The sequence below is a fragment of the Streptomyces sp. NPDC022910 genome (assembly GCF_055561075.1).
Genome location: NZ_JBVHHL010000002.1, coordinates 23,190 through 38,253 on the forward strand (window position 1 = coordinate 23,190; position 15,064 = coordinate 38,253).

Annotated in this window: 17 protein-coding genes; 11 read left to right on the forward strand and 6 right to left on the reverse strand. The window is 72.1% G+C overall.

Annotation, left to right across the window (positions count from 1 at the left end; translation table 11 throughout):
* Positions 1 to 142 precede the first annotated feature (142 nt).
* Positions 143 to 487: a hypothetical protein gene (locus tag ACZ3TS_RS01945; RefSeq protein ID WP_467612671.1), complete on the forward strand. Its 345-nt coding sequence runs from the start codon at positions 143 to 145 to the stop codon at positions 485 to 487.
* 636 nt (positions 488 to 1,123) lie between these two features.
* A complete protein-coding gene (locus tag ACZ3TS_RS01950; protein ID WP_467612675.1) occupies positions 1,124 to 1,636 on the forward strand; it encodes a flavin reductase family protein in 513 nt (170 codons plus the stop codon).
* Here ACZ3TS_RS01950 and ACZ3TS_RS01955 read toward each other — a convergent pair.
* The gene (locus ACZ3TS_RS01955; protein ID WP_467612677.1) at positions 1,627 to 2,556 is read right to left on the reverse strand and encodes an MBL fold metallo-hydrolase; all 930 of its coding nucleotides are present in this window, start codon (positions 2,554 to 2,556) and stop codon (positions 1,627 to 1,629) included. The genes ACZ3TS_RS01950 and ACZ3TS_RS01955 overlap by 10 nt on opposite strands.
* A gap of 283 nt (positions 2,557 to 2,839) precedes the next feature.
* On the opposite strand from ACZ3TS_RS01955, the gene ACZ3TS_RS01960 reads away from it, so the two are divergent.
* A complete protein-coding gene (locus ACZ3TS_RS01960) occupies positions 2,840 to 3,646 on the forward strand; it encodes an AfsR/SARP family transcriptional regulator (RefSeq protein WP_467612680.1) in 807 nt (268 codons plus the stop codon).
* Here ACZ3TS_RS01960 and ACZ3TS_RS01965 read toward each other — a convergent pair.
* Positions 3,629 to 4,318 carry a 4'-phosphopantetheinyl transferase family protein gene (locus ACZ3TS_RS01965; protein WP_467612683.1) on the reverse strand — a complete coding sequence of 230 codons (690 nt, stop codon included), beginning with the start codon at positions 4,316 to 4,318 and terminating at the stop codon, positions 3,629 to 3,631. The two genes, ACZ3TS_RS01960 and ACZ3TS_RS01965, sit on opposite strands and share 18 nt — an antisense overlap.
* A gap of 47 nt (positions 4,319 to 4,365) precedes the next feature.
* A complete protein-coding gene (locus ACZ3TS_RS01970; protein WP_467612686.1) occupies positions 4,366 to 4,797 on the reverse strand; it encodes a nuclear transport factor 2 family protein in 432 nt (143 codons plus the stop codon).
* 207 nt (positions 4,798 to 5,004) lie between these two features.
* Between ACZ3TS_RS01970 and fabG the strand changes: the two genes are divergently transcribed.
* Genes fabG through ACZ3TS_RS01990 form a run of 4 tightly spaced genes read left to right on the forward strand, consistent with a single transcriptional unit; the run spans position 5,005 to position 8,431 of the window.
* Positions 5,005 to 5,790: a 3-oxoacyl-ACP reductase FabG gene (fabG, locus tag ACZ3TS_RS01975; protein WP_467612690.1), complete on the forward strand. Its 786-nt coding sequence runs from the start codon at positions 5,005 to 5,007 to the stop codon at positions 5,788 to 5,790.
* A complete protein-coding gene (locus tag ACZ3TS_RS01980; protein WP_467612693.1) occupies positions 5,790 to 6,530 on the forward strand; it encodes an SDR family NAD(P)-dependent oxidoreductase in 741 nt (246 codons plus the stop codon). Before fabG ends, ACZ3TS_RS01980 begins: the two co-directional genes overlap by 1 nt.
* Before the next feature lie 34 nt (positions 6,531 to 6,564).
* Positions 6,565 to 7,587: an LLM class flavin-dependent oxidoreductase gene (locus ACZ3TS_RS01985; RefSeq protein WP_467612696.1), complete on the forward strand. Its 1,023-nt coding sequence runs from the start codon at positions 6,565 to 6,567 to the stop codon at positions 7,585 to 7,587.
* A 22-nt stretch (positions 7,588 to 7,609) separates the two neighbouring features.
* Complete coding sequence (locus ACZ3TS_RS01990; protein WP_467612699.1) at positions 7,610 to 8,431, forward strand: DUF6081 family protein; 822 nt, start codon at positions 7,610 to 7,612, stop codon at positions 8,429 to 8,431.
* A gap of 86 nt (positions 8,432 to 8,517) precedes the next feature.
* Here the strand turns inward: ACZ3TS_RS01990 and ACZ3TS_RS01995 are convergent, their stop codons facing one another.
* The gene (locus ACZ3TS_RS01995) at positions 8,518 to 8,916 is read right to left on the reverse strand and encodes a PPOX class F420-dependent oxidoreductase (protein WP_467612702.1); all 399 of its coding nucleotides are present in this window, start codon (positions 8,914 to 8,916) and stop codon (positions 8,518 to 8,520) included.
* 3 nt (positions 8,917 to 8,919) lie between these two features.
* Positions 8,920 to 10,422, reverse strand: coding sequence for a DHA2 family efflux MFS transporter permease subunit (locus ACZ3TS_RS02000; RefSeq protein WP_467612705.1), 1,503 nt, complete (start codon positions 10,420 to 10,422; stop codon positions 8,920 to 8,922).
* 88 nt (positions 10,423 to 10,510) lie between these two features.
* Here ACZ3TS_RS02000 and ACZ3TS_RS02005 point away from each other — a divergent pair, with 88 nt between their 5' ends.
* From ACZ3TS_RS02005 to ACZ3TS_RS02015, 3 genes are read left to right on the forward strand one after another with little or no spacing between them, the layout of a single operon-like run.
* A complete protein-coding gene (locus ACZ3TS_RS02005) occupies positions 10,511 to 11,260 on the forward strand; it encodes a TetR family transcriptional regulator (protein ID WP_467612708.1) in 750 nt (249 codons plus the stop codon).
* 39 nt (positions 11,261 to 11,299) lie between these two features.
* Entirely contained in the window at positions 11,300 to 12,070 is a 771-nt protein-coding gene (locus tag ACZ3TS_RS02010) for a hypothetical protein (protein ID WP_467612710.1), read from the forward strand.
* A 23-nt stretch (positions 12,071 to 12,093) separates the two neighbouring features.
* Positions 12,094 to 12,753: a DsbA family oxidoreductase gene (locus ACZ3TS_RS02015; RefSeq protein ID WP_467612713.1), complete on the forward strand. Its 660-nt coding sequence runs from the start codon at positions 12,094 to 12,096 to the stop codon at positions 12,751 to 12,753.
* A 52-nt stretch (positions 12,754 to 12,805) separates the two neighbouring features.
* Here the strand turns inward: ACZ3TS_RS02015 and ACZ3TS_RS02020 are convergent, their stop codons facing one another.
* Positions 12,806 to 13,711 carry an NmrA/HSCARG family protein gene (locus tag ACZ3TS_RS02020; protein WP_467612716.1) on the reverse strand — a complete coding sequence of 302 codons (906 nt, stop codon included), beginning with the start codon at positions 13,709 to 13,711 and terminating at the stop codon, positions 12,806 to 12,808.
* Between the two features lie 129 nt (positions 13,712 to 13,840).
* Between ACZ3TS_RS02020 and ACZ3TS_RS02025 the strand changes: the two genes are divergently transcribed.
* Positions 13,841 to 14,947 (forward strand): acyl-CoA dehydrogenase family protein, encoded by a 1,107-nt coding sequence (locus ACZ3TS_RS02025; RefSeq protein WP_467612719.1) that lies wholly within the window; start codon positions 13,841 to 13,843, stop codon positions 14,945 to 14,947.
* The last annotated feature ends 117 nt before the right edge of the window (positions 14,948 to 15,064 follow it).

The following is a 15,064-nucleotide window of genomic DNA, read 5'->3' on the forward strand; positions in this document are numbered from 1 at the left end:
CCCGTCCCTACGAGCAGCACACCCCGGAGCCGTGGAACCCGGCGCCCACGCGGCGCGACACCCGGGCCCCCAGCCTGCCCACAAGCAGAAATCCCCGCTCCGAACGAGCAGAAAAGGTCCGTCAGCAAGCTGACGGACCCTCATGTGCAGCACCGACTGGGGCTGGACGGGATACACGTTCAAGTGCACGTTCTACGTGACGAGGTTCCACACCCAGGTGCTCAAGGCGGACATCGGCACCATGGGCGGGGCCGCGGTCGCCACAGCCGAGGCGTACCTGTGCGCCCGGCTCACCCACCCCGTCGCCATCGGCGCCTGCGTGGCCCTCGCCTTGGCGTACACCTGTTGGGCGGTGCACCACGTCAACGCCGCGGCTGCACGGGGCGGCTGCTTCACCTGGACCTTCGGAGCCACCGTCGGTTGGGGTGTGCACGGCGGGATGGCTCCCGGCAACGTGAGCAAGAAGAACAAGTACTGCAAGAAGTAGTCCGTCGGTGAACGTCCTTCACTGACGGGCGTTCACCGACGGGGAGGTGTCGGTGGCGCTGAGACGCGCCACCGACACCGCAGTATTCGACCACAAGAGCGGAGACCGAAGTGATCTCGTTCAAGCTGGGAGCTCGACTGAGCGCGGGTGCGCGCCGAGGTTCTGCCGCACGAGGCCTGGGTCACGAGGGGCGCGCCGGGTGTGTTCGGCGCCGCGCCCTACGCCGCTTGCGTCTCGGCCGACTCGAGAACACCCCCTCTCGAGAGCCGGTGACGAGCAGCCTTTCCGGGATGCTGCCGGTCTGTTCGAGGGAGCGGGTGTCACGGATTTCGTCGTCCACCGGCCTCGTCCCGGGCTCCCTTACCAGGGCCGCCCCGAGGTCATGGAGGACATCGCGGGCATCATCCCGACCGGAAACGGCCCGGCGCCCGCCTGGCACCTCATCGATCGCGCACGGAAGCTCTCCGACCGGACCGTTCGTGCAGATCCCTTCGCCGCGGAGCCCTGGGCCGACTCCCGGCACCGCCGGGCCCGGCCGAGCACCAGCGCACCTCCACTGCATCTCGATCGGCGGGAGCAAGTCTCCGAGGGCGGCCGGGAGTGGCCCGGCCGCCACACAGCTGAGGCGGAGGCGGCATGACTCGGGTGGACCCTGCGGAGTTCCGTGGATTCTTCGGAGCGATTCCCACGGCCGTGGCGGTGGTGACCACGGTCGATCCCGAGGGGCGGCCCCAGGGGCTCACCTGCAACGCCTTCTCGGCCGTCTCACCGCAGCCTCCGCTGCTCCTGGTCTGCGTGGACGGGAACTCCCGTACGCTGCCGTCCCTGTTGTCGCGGCGCGCGTTCGTGCTGCATCTGCTCGCGGACGACGGCGAGGAGACCGCCCGGGTCTTCGCGAGCCGGTCCTCGGACAAGTTCGCGGGCCTGCCCTGGTTTCCGGGCGAGGCGATCAGCGGGCTGCCGGTCCTCGAGAAGGGCGTCCTGGCGTACGCGGAGTGCACCCTGGCGCACACGGTGGAGGCGGGCGACCACCACCTGCTCATCGGGAGGATGGAAGCGGTACGGGTACGCCCCCGCCGGCCCGTGCTCTACCAGCGGGGGTCGTTCCGGGCCTGGGACGGCCTGGCCGAGGAGGCGGTTCAGGCGTGACAGGCGGGGAGCCCACCGTGGAACTCCACCATCTCGGCGAAGAGAGCCGGCATCTCGGCGGCGTCTCCGACGGCCTGGCCCCGTTTCTCGGCATACGCCCTGTGGAGATTGGGCACCAGCCGTTCGGAGTCGATCCACTCGGCGTAGGGGCCGAGGTCCGCCTCGCGGGCGACCTCGAGCGGCGTGAGCCCGGCCGCCAGTCCGTCGTGGGCGAGTTGCTCGACCAGGCGGAGATAGCCCGCGGCGGCGTCGAGCACCTCCGGTCCGGCCACCGGGCCGTGGCCCGTCACCACGGTGCGGGCGCCCAGCGACCGCAGGACGGTGATGGCCTCGAGGGAGCCGGCCACCGACCCCATCGGGCAGAACGGGGTCACCCCGGACATCACCAGGTCCCCGGTGAACAGCACCCGTTGGCCGGGCAGCCACACCACGGTGTCGCCGACGGTGTGGGCCGGGCCCAGGGACAGCAGCTCCGCCGTCGTCCCGCCGATGTGCAGGGTCAACCGGTCCCGGAACGTCAGCTCGGGGAGCACGACCTCGACGTCGCCCCAGTGCACACCTGGCCACAGCCCGGTGAGGTGCAGGCCGACGGCGGCCATCTCCGTACGCGCCCGCTCGTGCCCGACCACGACGGCCTCGGGGAAGACGAAGTTGCCGAAGGTGTGATCGCCATGGGAGTGGGTGTTGATCACCATGCGCGGCGGCACGTGCGTCACACCGACGACCGCCTCGCGCAGGGCCCGGGCGCGGGCCTCCGTGGCCGCGGTGTCCACCAGCGCCGCCCCGCCGTCCGAGACGATCAGACCGGAGTTGTTGAGGCACCAGCCGCCGTCCGGCTGCAGATGGGCGAAGACTCCGTCGGCGACCTCCTCCAGCCTCGGCTTGAATCCCTTGAGTCCTACGGTCGTCTCGGCAGTCATCTCGGCTCCCTCGTGGAAATCCTGGACATCGCGCATCGTCGGCTGTCCGGATGGAGGCCTGCTTGAGGGAGCCGGGGCGACGGCCGTCCCGGGGACCGAGGGAAAGCGGCCGACCGGCCGCAGACGTCTGTGACCTGCCGGAATGCCTGATGTGAGAAACACACACGGGGAGTCTGCGAACTTCACGGGCGAACTCGTGCCCTACGCCCTGGGGTCGAGGTGGCACCCAGTGCCATGCTGCTACCGCGCTTCGCCCCACACGAAGGCAGAACGGAGAGAACCTGTGAAGACACGGGTCTTGGGTCCGCTCAGCGTCGAGTACAACGGCACGTCCATCGTCCCGACCGCCGGCAAACCACGGCAGATCCTCGCTCTGCTGGCCCTGCGGCCCGGGCGGGCCGTGCCGGTCGACACACTCATCGAAGAGGTCTGGGGAGACGCGGTGCCACGCAGCGCCGTGACCACTCTGCAGACGTACATCCTGCAGTTGCGCCGCAAGATCAGCGAGGCCCTGGGCGAGGACCCGGGCATCTCGCCCAAGGACGTACTGTCCACGTCCTACGGCGGCTACCGGCTCGTCCCGCCGCCCGAGGGACACGACCTGGCCGAGTTCCAGGACATGCTGACGCGCGGTACCAGGGCGTTGGAGACGGGGGACGCGGAGGCCGCCTCCTCACTGCTGGGCACGGCCCTGATGCTGTGGCGCGGCCCGGCGCTGGCGGACGTGCCCACGGGACTGGTCCTCGAACTCGAGGTCATCGGCATGGACGAGGCTCGGATGACCGCGCTCGAACAGCGCATCGAGGCGGATCTGCGGCTGGGCCGGCATACGTCGCTCATCCCTGAGCTGCGGATGCTGACGGTCCGTCACCCGCTGAACGAGAACCTGTGCGCCCAGCTGATGACGGCTCTGTACCGTGCGGGCAGCCCCTGGCGCGCCCTCGAGGAGTTCCGGCGCCTGCGCAGCCGGCTCAACGCGGAGCTCGGTGTGGAGCCGACTCAGCGGCTGCAGCGGCTCCACCAGGCGGTGCTCGAAGGGGACGCCGCCACGGAGCCCGTGCCGGGAGCCGTCCTACGGCGCGCGGGCTGACCTGGCGGCCGCTGCGCTGACCAAGTAGGGGACCGGGTCGGATCCGATCCGGACGGCCCGGGAGGTGAACGACCAGCCCTCCGGGCCTTTCGGGTGCGGCCCGTCGAAACCGTCGAACCCGAAGCCGCGCACGGGGACGCGCAGCCCGGTTCCCAACGCCTTCACGTACGCCTCCTTCAGTGTCCACAGCCGGAGCAGGCCGTCGCCGCGTTCCGGCTCGTCGAGCCCGGCCAGAGCGGCCAGTTCCCGCGGCGCGCAGACGCGTCGGGCCAGCTCCGGCGGCGCGCCGCGGCCGGCGCGTTCCGCGTCCACGCCCACGGGGCCGCGCCTGCTCACGCCGACGGTGACCAGTTGCCCGGTGTGGCTGATGCTGAGCCAGACGCCGGGCAGGTCCGGCAGCAGAGGCCTGCCGAGCGCGGTGTGTGCGAGCCGCACCTCACACCAGGGGACGCCGAGCAGCGCGCCGACCGTGCGGCGGACCAGGACGCGGGAGGCGAGGAACCTCCGCCGGGCCGCGGGGGTGCGCAGAGCGAGCCGGCGGGCCCGCTCGTCGGGCGACAACCCGTCGGCCCCGCCCGGAGGCAGGTCCAGCGTCCCGGCCCCGCCCGCCGCCCACGCCCCGGCCTCGCCGTAGACCACGACGCGGCCGGAGTCGTGCCACGCGGCCCGCACCGGATCCCACGGTCCTTCGGGTGAGAGGCGCCGATACGGGACCACGGTCAGAACATCTGGTCGTGTTCGACCTGCCGCGACCGGGTGAACACCGCGTCGTCCTCGATCACGAGCACGTCGTGCACCAGGCAGCTCGGGGCGATCTCCGGCTTTCCGCCCGGACGGATCGTCACCACCAGGGCGTACACCGTGGACTTCAGGGACCCGTCGTCCTGGGGGGTGAGCGCCACGTGGTTGAACCAGTGCCGCCGCCGCACCGGGTCGTCCTCGAACCGCTTGTGGAATGCGAGGAGTTCGGCGACGATCCCGTCCCGGCCGACAGCCGCTTCCGCGGCCGGCGAGTGCTGGAACACCCCGTCCTTGGTGAAGGTCGCCGCGTAGTCCTCGAACCGGCCGCTGTCCAGCGCCTGCATCTGGTGCGCGTAGAAGTGCTGGACCCGCGCGAAAAGACGGTCCGTCACAGCGTTGCTGTCGGTCACTGGGATTCCTCCTGTTTCCTTCCGGCCGCGAGGGCCGCGAGGGCCGCGAGGGCCGCGAGCCGTCCGTCATGGCTGCGGCATCGTCAGCCGGCGCGCTGGAGCCCAGGTGGAGAGCCGCCGTAGCGGCTCCACGGTCGCTCCAGTCCAGCTCGACCGGAGCGCCGGACTCTCAGCGGAAACGAAGGGTCACGACACCACGGAGGGCACATGACCGCGACCTCACCGCCCGTTGCTCTGATCTCCGGAGCGACCAGTGGCATCGGCTTGGAGATCGCCGGGCGGCTGGCCGGACTGGGCACCCGTGTCTTCCTGTGCGCCCGGGACGAGGGCCGGCTGGCCGCCACCGTCAAGGAACTGCGGGAGCAGGGACACGACGCCGACGGAGTGACCTGCGACGTCTCCGACCCCGCGCAGATCCGCGACTACGTGCGTACGGCGGTGGAGCGTTACGGGCCGGTCGACATCCTGGTCAACAACGCGGGACGCAGCGGCGGCGGGGCTACCGCGGAGATCCTGGACGAGCTGTGGAACGACGTGATCACCACCAATCTGACCAGCGTCTTCCTGATGACCAAGGAGGTGCTCACGACCGGCCGTATGCAGGAGCGGGGGCGCGGCCGCATCATCAACATCGCCTCCACGGGCGGCAAGCAGGGTGTGGTGCACGCGGCCCCGTACTCCGCCTCGAAGCACGGCGTGGTCGGCTTCACCAAGGCGCTGGGACTCGAACTGGCCCGCAGCGGGATCACGGTCAACGCCGTCTGCCCCGGGTTCGTCGAGACGCCGATGGCGGAGCGGGTGCGAGAGCACTACGCGGGCATCTGGGGCGTCAGCGAGCAGGAGACCTTCGACCGGATCACGGGGCGGGTCCCGATGGGCCGCTATGTGGAGCCGCGCGAGGTGGCGGCCATGGTCGCGTACCTGGTGAGCGATGATGCCGCGGCCGTGACCGCTCAGGCGCTCAACGTCTGCGGCGGACTGGGGAACTACTGATGGCCGCCGGTCCTCCCGTCGCCCTCGTCACCGGGTCCTCGTCGGGGATCGGGGAGGCGATCGCGCGGCGCCTCGGCCGCGGCGGCTACCGGGTCGCGGTGAACTCGTCGCGCTCGGTCGAGGCGGGGGAGAAGGTGGCGGCGTCCCTGCCGGACGGCGTGTACGTCCGCGCCGACGTCGCGGTCGAGTCCGAGGCGCGGGACCTGGTCTCCTCGGTCGTCGAGCACTACGGGCGGCTGGACGTCCTGGTGAACAGCGCGGGCCGGACCAAGGCCGTCCCGCACCGGGATCTGGAGGCGGCCGGACCCGCCCTCTGGCGCGACATCCTCGATCTCAACGTCATCGGCACCTGGCAGACCACGGCGGCGGCCATGCCGCATCTGAGCGCCACCGGTGCCGGCGCGGTGGTCAACATCTCGTCCATCGCGGGCAGTCGCACCGCGGGCAGCTCCATCCCGTACGCGGTGAGCAAGGCCGCCGTCGAGCACATGACGCGGCTGCTGGCGAAGGCGGTCGGTCCGGACGTCCGGGTCAACGCGGTCGCGCCCAGCCTGATCGAAACCCCGTGGACGGCGGACGACCCGTTCTTCGCGCCGATCGCGGAGTACGTGCGGCAGAACGCGCCGCTGCGCCGCGTGGGTGTGCCCGACGACGTGGCAGCGGCCGTGCAGCACCTGGTCGAGGCGACGTACACGACCGGACAGATCGTGTACGTCGACGGCGGCTGCCACCTGCTGTGACCCGTCACCCGACCGATGTCAGGAGCCCGGCGTCATGCGCCTCGCTGTGAATCTCACCTACCAGGGCGGGGCCGAACTCGCCCGCGTTGCCGAGCGGTTCGGCTACGCGGCGGTACTCGCCCCCGAGGGATACCGATCGGACGCGGCGAGCCTGCTGGGGCTCGTCGCCGGCCGGACCGAGCGCGTGGCGCTGATCTCCGGCGTGATGCAGATCCCGGCCCGGCCGCCGGGGCTCACCGCGCTCACCGCGGCGACACTCGACGCGCTGAGCGGCGGCCGGTTCCGGCTCGGCCTCGGCGTCTCCAACCCCGATGTGGCGCGGGGCTGGTACGGCGCCGAGGCCGACCGGCCACTCGCCCGCACCCGGGAGTACGTGGAGCTGGTACGCCGGGCCCTGGGCGGCGGCCCGGTCCATCACGAGGGCCGCCACTACTCGGTCGGCGGCCCCGCCCCGCTCCACCTGCTCACCGAGCCGGTGCGGGCGGACCTGCCGGTCTACCTCGCGGCGGTCGGCCCCGCGAACCTGCGGCTCGCCGGCGAGATCGCCGACGGGTGGATCGGCGTGTTCACCGCCCCCGAGGCGGTCACCGAGGCGGTCGCCCGGATCGCCGACGGGCGCAAGCAGGCGGGCCTGGACATGGCCGGATTCGAGGTGCTGCCGAGCCTGCCCACGGCCGTCGGCCCCGATCCGGCCACTGCGGCGGACCTGTTGCGCAACCAGTACGTGTACCTCATGGGCATCGGCGACGCCGAGCGCAACGTCTACTGCGCGCTCGCCCGCCGTCTCGGCTACGGCCACGCGGCCGGGCAGTTGCGGGAGCGGCTGGACGCCGGCGACCGGGCCGGGGCCGCCGCGACGCTGCCCCTCGACTTCATCGACCGCACCGCCCTGATCGGGCCGGTACCGCGCATCGCCGAGCGGATGGCCGAGTACGCCGAAGCCGGCGTGACGACGCTCGGCGTCATGGTCTCGGCTGCGGCCGCCTCGTCGGAGGAGCGGCTTGCGATCCTGCGCGGCTGCGCGGAGGCGTGGCAGCTGTCGGGCACGGCCGACTGAGGGCGTTTTCCAAGGAGTGATCATGAGATCGGTTCAGACCGTCCTGTTCGAGGACGACTTCACCACGGGCTGGCGTGCGTCCGGCCCCGACGCGCGCTGGGAACTGCGGCCGCTGTCCTGGCTGCCGGAAGGGGACGGCCGTGTGACGGCGTCGTCCGAGGGGCTGTCCGTCGTGTCCACCGGGCGGAATCCGGACACCGGGCTGCCCGCCTTCGCCCAGGCCCCCGAAGGACACGACGGGGCGGGGCATCTGCGATGGGCCGCGTTCGCCGTGCCGCAGGCGGGGGACAGCCGCCAGGGCTTCGCGCTGCCGGACGAGGGCGAGTTCCGCGCGGGCACCGCCTTGACGGCCGAGCTCTACAACACGGCGCAGCATCCGTACGGCGATGCTCTTCAGGACCCGGACGCCGCCCTCACCTGCGGCATGGCGGCGATGATCTGTGTGGACATGGCGTCCGGCATGGTCTTCGACTTCGCCCTGACGAACCGCCGGGTGTGGGCGCTGTACGAGCGGCTGCCGCGCCCCGGCGCCCAGCATGGCACGTTCTCCTACGCCGTTCCGGTCGCCGAGCGCACCGCCGAGGCCGGCCACGATCTCGCCATCGCGGTCGACGCGGCGGCCGGGCGCGCGAGGTGGCTGCTGGACGGCGAGCAGGTCTTCGCGGTGTCCGGCATCGGCCTGCGGCCGGCGTCGGACGAGTATCTGGCGCGTGAGGAGCCCGGTCCCGAAGAGAAGGTGACGGTGCGCCGGCTCTCCCTGGGGCTGGGGCTGTTCGCCGATCCGGTGTGGGGCCAGGGGGCGCGGCTGGTGGCCCGCCGCGCGGTGGTGACGACGTCCGGGTGACCTGCCGCGGTCCGGCGGCACGGAAGACACCGTGATGGGGGGACGGCCCGACGGCCGTCCCCCCGACGCCGTTCCACGGCCCTGAGTCACACGCTCCGGGCGTGGATGCCGGGGCGTTCCGGATCCAGGCCCCAGGACAGGATCCGGGTCGGCCGGATGCGGATCATCTCCCCGCTGAAGTGATCCATGTGCTTCTCCGCACCGGTCAGCGCCTGGGCGCGGCCCCGGATCTCCACGGCGCGCACCCGCCACGGGCTGAACGAGGCGATGTCGTCGACCACGAGGGAGACGTTCTCGTTGGTCTGCACGTTGCGGAACTTGCGGCTGTCGCCCAGCGCGCGTCCCTGGATGTCGATCGTTCCGGTGGCCGGGTTGTAGCGGAAGGCCACCGGGTTGTTCTGCGGCACGCCGTCGGGGGCGACGGTGGCGAGTCTTCCCAGCCTCTGGGTGCTGAGGTAGGCCAGTTCGGCTTCGGTGAACGCCACGGCTCAGGCTCCTTCCGCCGCCTGCTGTACGGCTTGTCGCTTCTGGGCCCGCTGGGCGGCGAACACGGGGCGTTCGATCGCCGCCAGCACGGCGGTGGCGAGCAGGGCCACCAGAGTGACGACCAGCACCCACCAGAAGGCGGTGCCGAAGGCGTCCGCCATGCCGGCCGGGGTGTCGCCCGAGTCGGCCAGGCGGTTCTGCAGGACGACCACGATGATCGCGGTGCCCATGGAGCCACCCACCCGCTGCAGGATGCTCAGCTGCGGGGTCGCGTCGTTGACCTTGTTGCGGCCGAGGACCCGGTAGGCGGCGGTCATCGCCGGCATCATCGACATGCCGATGCCGAACCCGCGGACGACCAGCGCCAGGCAGAGCGCCACGTACGAGGTGTGCTTGTCGATGAGGACGAACGGCAGCGTGGAGACGATGTTGACACTCCCGCCGATGATGGCGGTGAGCCCGCCGCCGATGCGTTCGGTGGTCCGGCCCGACAGCCACATGGCCGCCGCGGCGCCGAAGCCGGAGGGGCCCAGCAGCAGACCGGTCGTCACGGCGTCCTCATGGCGGACGGCCTGGTAGTAGAGCGGCATCAGGATCATTCCGCCGTACATCGCCCCGCCCAGGCAGAACGTGGCGACGCAGGCCGCGCTGAACGCCCGGTCGCGGTACAGGCGCATGTCCAGTAGTGGCCGCCGGGGCTGTTCGGTGCGCAGGGCGTGCACGACGAACGCGGCCGTCAGGACAAGACCGGCGGCGAGCGAGACCACCACGGCCGTGGACGCCTTTCCCGTGTTGCCCAACTCGGCCAGTCCGTAGGTGAGACCGATCATGCCGAGCGAGATCGCCACGAGCCCGGTCACGTCCAGCGGCCCGGCGTTCTCGGCCGGCTCGCGGGGCAGCAGCCGCAGTCCGAGCAGGACGGCGATCAGCCCGATCGGCAGGTTGACGAAGAAGATCCACCGCCAGCCGGGTCCGTCCAGCAGCAGGCCGCCGATGGTGGGGCCGATCACGGGCGTCAGCACCATCGGGATGCCGATGATGCTCATGACCCGTGCCATGTTCTGCGGTCCCGCCTTCCTCGCCAGGATCATCTGACCGACCGGCAGGGTCAGGCCGCCCCCGATGCCCTGCAGCGCGCGCAGGGCGATGAGCTGGCCGCTGTTCTGGGCCAGGCCGCACAGCACGGAGGCGAGCGTGAACAGCACGATCGAGGCGAGATACAGCCGGCGTGCGCCAACGCGCCGGGCCGCCCACCCGGTCACCGGGATGACGGACGCGAGGGCCAGCAGGTAGGCGGTGACGACCCACTGGACCGTGTCGAGGCCGGTGTGCAGCTCGCGTGTGAGGTCCTGCAGGGCGATGTTGACGATCGTCGAGTCGAGCAGTGAGGCGATGGCGCCGGCCACGACCACCACGGTGATGCGGCGGACCTCGGGGCTCAACTTGCCGGGCGGTAAGGCGGCCTGGGCCGCGGCGGTACTCGTGCGGGCACTTTCTGTGGACATGGATGCATGATTGCCCGGCTGGGTAACCCTGTCAACCAAATGGCTGATGACGCTGTACAGACGGGTGACAAGCGCTAGCATGACCCTCGTGGAAAGCAGCGAAATGGCACAGAGGAAACCGGAAGAGCCGGAAGAGCCGGAAGAGAAGGACGAGAAGGACGAGAAGGCGACACGGCAGCCGCGCCGCGCACCACGGCCCGAGGATCGCGTCCTCGACGCCGAGCGCAGCCGCCGGTTGCTGCTGGACGCGGCGCTCGACGTGTTCTCCGCCAAGGGCTTCGACGGTGCCCGGGTTCAGGAGATCGCCGACCGGGCCGGTGTCAACAAGCAGCTGATCAGCTACTACTTCGGCGGAAAGCTCGGCCTGTACCGCGAGCTGCAGAAGGCCTGGCAGGAGCGCGAGACCGGTCTGGGCGGCGCCGACCTCCCGCTGGAGGAGGCCGTCGTGCGGCATCTGCGCGACGCGCTGCGCGACCCGCGTCCGATGCGGCTCGGCCTGTGGCGCGGCCTGACCAATCCTTCGGAGCTGGCGACGGACGAGCCGGAGGAGCGCGAGGACCTCTCGCACACCCACGCCCGGCGCGACCGCGGGGAGCTCGCCCAGGACATCGACCCCGCCTCCGCGGTGCTGCTGCTGATCGGCGCGGTGGCCGCGCCGGTCACCATGCCCCAGCTGGTCCGCCGGGTCTTCGGCATGGATGCCTCGGACCCGGCCTTCGAGGAGCAGTACGCGGACCAGCTGCGCCGCATGATCCGTCGGCTGGCACTCCCACTGCCGGACGAAGAGCCCCACGACGAGGGCTCCACCGGTCGTCGAGCCCCGGTCGAGCAGCCCTGATCAGCCTGGCCCCGTACCGGCCGATCACTGGGAGGAACCATGACCATGGCACCCGGCCCCCACGCGGGCTTCATCTCGCTCGTCACCATCAGGACCAAGGACACCGCCACCCAGCACGCACTCGTGAACATGCTCTCCCGTGACGTGGAGGCGTGGGTGCGGCACTGCCCCGGCTTCATCTCGGCCAACTACCACCTCAGCACGGACGGCACCTCGCTGGTCAACTACGCGCAGTGGACCAGCGAGGGCGCCTACCGGAAGTCCTTCGAGCGCAACCCCGACAAGGAGGCCCTGCGCCAGTCCATCCGCGACCTGCCCGGGGTCCTCGACGGTCCCTCCATGACCGGCTACCGGCTCGAGCGCAGCATCGCCGCCCCCCAGCCTCCGGAGCCGTCCGAGGACCTGCGGACGACCGCGGACTGGGTCCGCCGCGGTGCCATGCAGCTCGGCAGCAGGCTGCGCAAGGAAAACCCCGAGAACCCGCCCGCGCTGCACGAACTCACCGTTCTCGTGCAGCTCATGAACAACCGCGCGCCCAAGACGGCCGAGGACCTGGCGGCGTACGACGAGGTGGCCCTCGACACCATGGTCGAGACCCTCGACGGGCTCGCGTCGCGCGGTCTGGTGGAGGCGCGGCCGGACGGCCGCAGCTACGTGATCACGCCGAGCGGCAAGGCGGCCCTGGACGCCGGCCGCGAGGTGCGCACCGACTTCCTGATGAAGGCAGTCGAGGCACTGGGCCTCACCGCGGCCGAACGAGCGGTGCTGCTCCAGGCCGGGCCGCTGCTGGAGCGGCTCGCCCGATACTGAACCCCCTCACCCGAGGAGCGCTGATGCGCGTCGACATCTGGACCGACCTCGCCTGTCCGCACTGCTACTACGGCTCCCGCAACCTGGTCTCCGCACTGGAGCTGCGCCGTGACCCGACCGAGGTCCACATCGCCTGGCGAAGCTTCCAGTTGATGCCCGGTCCTCCCGCCCCGGACCGGGACCCGTCGGAGCCGGTGCCGAGCCTCTACGACGCGCTGGCCCGGTTCAACGGCAGCCGGGAGGCGGGCAAGGCAGCCATGGACCGCATCGCGCCCAGGGCCGCGGCGGCGGGCCTGGACTTCCGGCCCGACCTCGTGCGCCCCTGCCGCACCATGAACGCCCACCGCATGGTGCACCTGGCCGCACGGCACGATCTCGCCGACCAGGGGGTGGCCAGGCTGTCCCGGGCGTACTGGGCAGAAGGCCGCGACCTCGCGCACCACGACACCCTGGCGGGCCTCGTCGCCGAGACCGGCGTGCCGCGCGCGGAGGCTCAGGAGGTACTGGCCGGGAACCGCTTCGAGGCGGACGTGCACACGGACCGGGAGGCCGGGCTGGCCCTGGGGATCACCGGCGTTCCCTCGATCGTGATCGCCGGGCGGTACCTCGTCCCGGGCACCGCCGCCCCCGAGGACATCGCCCGGGCGCTGGACGAGGTGGCCGCAGCGGTGTCGGCCGGCTGACCGGGAGCGTGCCGTGCGGGGTCCCTCCGTCCTGAGGGTCCCCGCACGGTGTTCAGCGCGACCGTTCCACGCCCGCCGCGCTCGGCGCCCGGTGGTGCTCCGCCGGGGCCCAGTTCGTCCGGGCGAGCCATGCCTCCAGGGTGAGCAGGCCGGGCTTGCGCCGTCGCAGGGCGGGCAGGTCCGCGGAGTACCCGATGCGGTTGAGCCAGTCGTAGGCCGTGGCCTGCCACTCGCTCTCCTGCCGCAGTTCGTCCATCGGCACGGCCTCGTAGCGAGTGGGGATCCCGGTGTGCCGCTGGAAGGCCTCCGCGATCGTCTCGCCGGTCAGCTCGTCACCGGCGATCTCCCACGCCCGGCCGATGAACTCCGCCGGGGCGTCGAACGCCTCCGCCGCGAAGAACCCGATGTCCTGGGACGCGATCATCTGCAGCGGTGTGCCGGGGGCGAGCCCGCGCCGGTACACGAGCTCCCCGTCCCGCAGCAGCGGCGGGTACTGCCCGAAGTTGTCCATGAAGTAGGTGGGCCGGATGAACGTGGCAGGCAGCCCGCACTCCCGTATCCGCTCCTCGATCCGCAGCTTGGCCTCGCGCCAGAACACCCCGGCCGGGTTGTCGGCACCGCCGACCGAGCTGTGCACGATGTGCTCCACGCCGGTCTCGGCGGCGACGTCCGCGATCAGCTTGCCGTGCCGCTCCTCGGCCGGCACCCCGCCGGGTCCCAGCGGGGTCTGCACGCTGAACACACCATGGGCACCGCGCATCGCGGCCCGTACCGACTCGGCGTCCTCCAGATCTCCCCGGACGGGCACCGCACCGCTCGCGGCCAGCTTCCGCGCCGCCTCGGACGCCGGGTCACGGACGAAGGCGTGCACCTCCCATCCCCTGGCCAGCAGCTCGCGGGCCGTGGAGCCGCCCTGGTTTCCCGTGGCTCCGAACACGAGTATCCACCGTGCCGACATAGCTGATTCCTCTGCTCGCTTGGCTCGACCGACGAGGTCAGCTTGGTCACGCGGTCTCCAGTCTCACTCGAGCCCCGGCAGCGAGCCTGGGCGGGGCAACGACAGTGACAGCAGAAGGAGTTGGCCGCCATGCCGGACCGTCCCATCGAATCCCCCGGGCTGACCAACGCGGCGGTGGACGTCGCCAAGATCGCCGCGGAGTGCGCGAACGAATCCGAACGCCACCGCAGGCTCCCCGCCGAGGTGGTGGAGTCGCTGATCTCCGCGGGATTCGCCCGCCACTTCGCGCCCGCCGCGCACGGGGGCCGCTCCGGCCGGTTCACCGAGGTCGTCGACGCGGTCGCCACGGTGGGCGCCGGCTGCACCTCCGCCGCATGGGGCGCCTCGCTCACCGCTCACCTCCCCCGCATGGCGGCGTACCTGCCCGAGGAGGGGCGGGCCGAGATCTGGCAGCACGGCCCCGACACCCTGATCGTCGGCGCGCTGATGCCCCTGGGCCGGGCCAAGCCGGTGCCCGGCGGGTGGCGGCTCGACGGGCGGTGGCCCTACGTGAGCCTGATCGAGTTCTCGGAGTGGGCGCTGGTGTGCGCGGTCGCACCGGTCGACGGCACCTCGGCCGAGACCCGCTTCTTCGCGGTCGACAGGGGCGCCTACACCGTGGAGGACACCTGGGACAGCGTGGGCATGCGCGGCACGGGCAGCAACACCCTGGTACTCGACGACGTCACGGTCCCTGCCCACCGGTCGTTCCTGCGCGACGACCTGATTGCGGGGACGGCTCAGGACGCGGCGGACCCCTGCCACCGGGTCCCGCTCAAGGCCGTCAACGGCCTGTGCTTCGCGGCGCCCGTCCTGGGCGCGGCGCGCGGCGCCGCCGACGCCTGGCTGGCCCTGGCCTCCCGGCGCGGCTCCGTTTCCGACACCGCCGCCGCCGATCTGGCGCGCGCGACGGGGGAGACGGACGCCGCGGAACTGCTGCTGCACCGGGTCGCCGGGGCCGCCGACGGGGGAGCGGTCGGCGCGCTGGAGGTCACCAGGGCGTCCCGGGACTGCGCGCTGGCCGCCGACCTGGCGGTCACGGCCGTGGAACGGCTGTTCCGCAGCGCCGGGACGCGTGGCCAGCAGCAGGACTCCGCGCTGCAGCGGGTCTGGCGCGACGCACACAGCGCCGGCAGCCACGTGGTGCTCCAGTTCCAGCCCGCCGCGGTCGAGTACGCGCACCAGCTGGCGGGCTGAACGCGCGACGGCCGGGGGGGGCCCCGGGGGGGGGGGGGCGACCCCCCGGGGGCCCGTGACGCGCCCGGGCCCGCGGGGGGGCCCCGGGGGGGGCGGCCCCGGCGGGGCGGCGCCGGC

What these genes read in the sequence shown, in the direction of transcription:
- ACZ3TS_RS01945 (WP_467612671.1), top strand. Translation starts at nt 143, where the DNA reads ATGTGCAGCACCGACTGGGGCTGGACGGGATACACGTTCAAGTGCACG.
- ACZ3TS_RS01950 (WP_467612675.1), top strand. Translation starts at nt 1,124, where the DNA reads ATGACTCGGGTGGACCCTGCGGAGTTCCGTGGATTCTTCGGAGCGATT.
- ACZ3TS_RS01955 (WP_467612677.1), bottom strand. Translation starts at nt 2,556, where the DNA reads ATGACTGCCGAGACGACCGTAGGACTCAAGGGATTCAAGCCGAGGCTG.
- fabG (WP_467612690.1), top strand. Translation starts at nt 5,005, where the DNA reads ATGACCGCGACCTCACCGCCCGTTGCTCTGATCTCCGGAGCGACCAGT.
- ACZ3TS_RS01980 (WP_467612693.1), top strand. Translation starts at nt 5,790, where the DNA reads ATGGCCGCCGGTCCTCCCGTCGCCCTCGTCACCGGGTCCTCGTCGGGG.
- ACZ3TS_RS01985 (WP_467612696.1), top strand. Translation starts at nt 6,565, where the DNA reads ATGCGCCTCGCTGTGAATCTCACCTACCAGGGCGGGGCCGAACTCGCC.
- ACZ3TS_RS01990 (WP_467612699.1), top strand. Translation starts at nt 7,610, where the DNA reads ATGAGATCGGTTCAGACCGTCCTGTTCGAGGACGACTTCACCACGGGC.
- ACZ3TS_RS02000 (WP_467612705.1), bottom strand. Translation starts at nt 10,422, where the DNA reads ATGTCCACAGAAAGTGCCCGCACGAGTACCGCCGCGGCCCAGGCCGCC.
- ACZ3TS_RS02010 (WP_467612710.1), top strand. Translation starts at nt 11,300, where the DNA reads ATGACCATGGCACCCGGCCCCCACGCGGGCTTCATCTCGCTCGTCACC.
- ACZ3TS_RS02015 (WP_467612713.1), top strand. Translation starts at nt 12,094, where the DNA reads ATGCGCGTCGACATCTGGACCGACCTCGCCTGTCCGCACTGCTACTAC.
- ACZ3TS_RS02020 (WP_467612716.1), bottom strand. Translation starts at nt 13,711, where the DNA reads ATGTCGGCACGGTGGATACTCGTGTTCGGAGCCACGGGAAACCAGGGC.
- ACZ3TS_RS02025 (WP_467612719.1), top strand. Translation starts at nt 13,841, where the DNA reads ATGCCGGACCGTCCCATCGAATCCCCCGGGCTGACCAACGCGGCGGTG.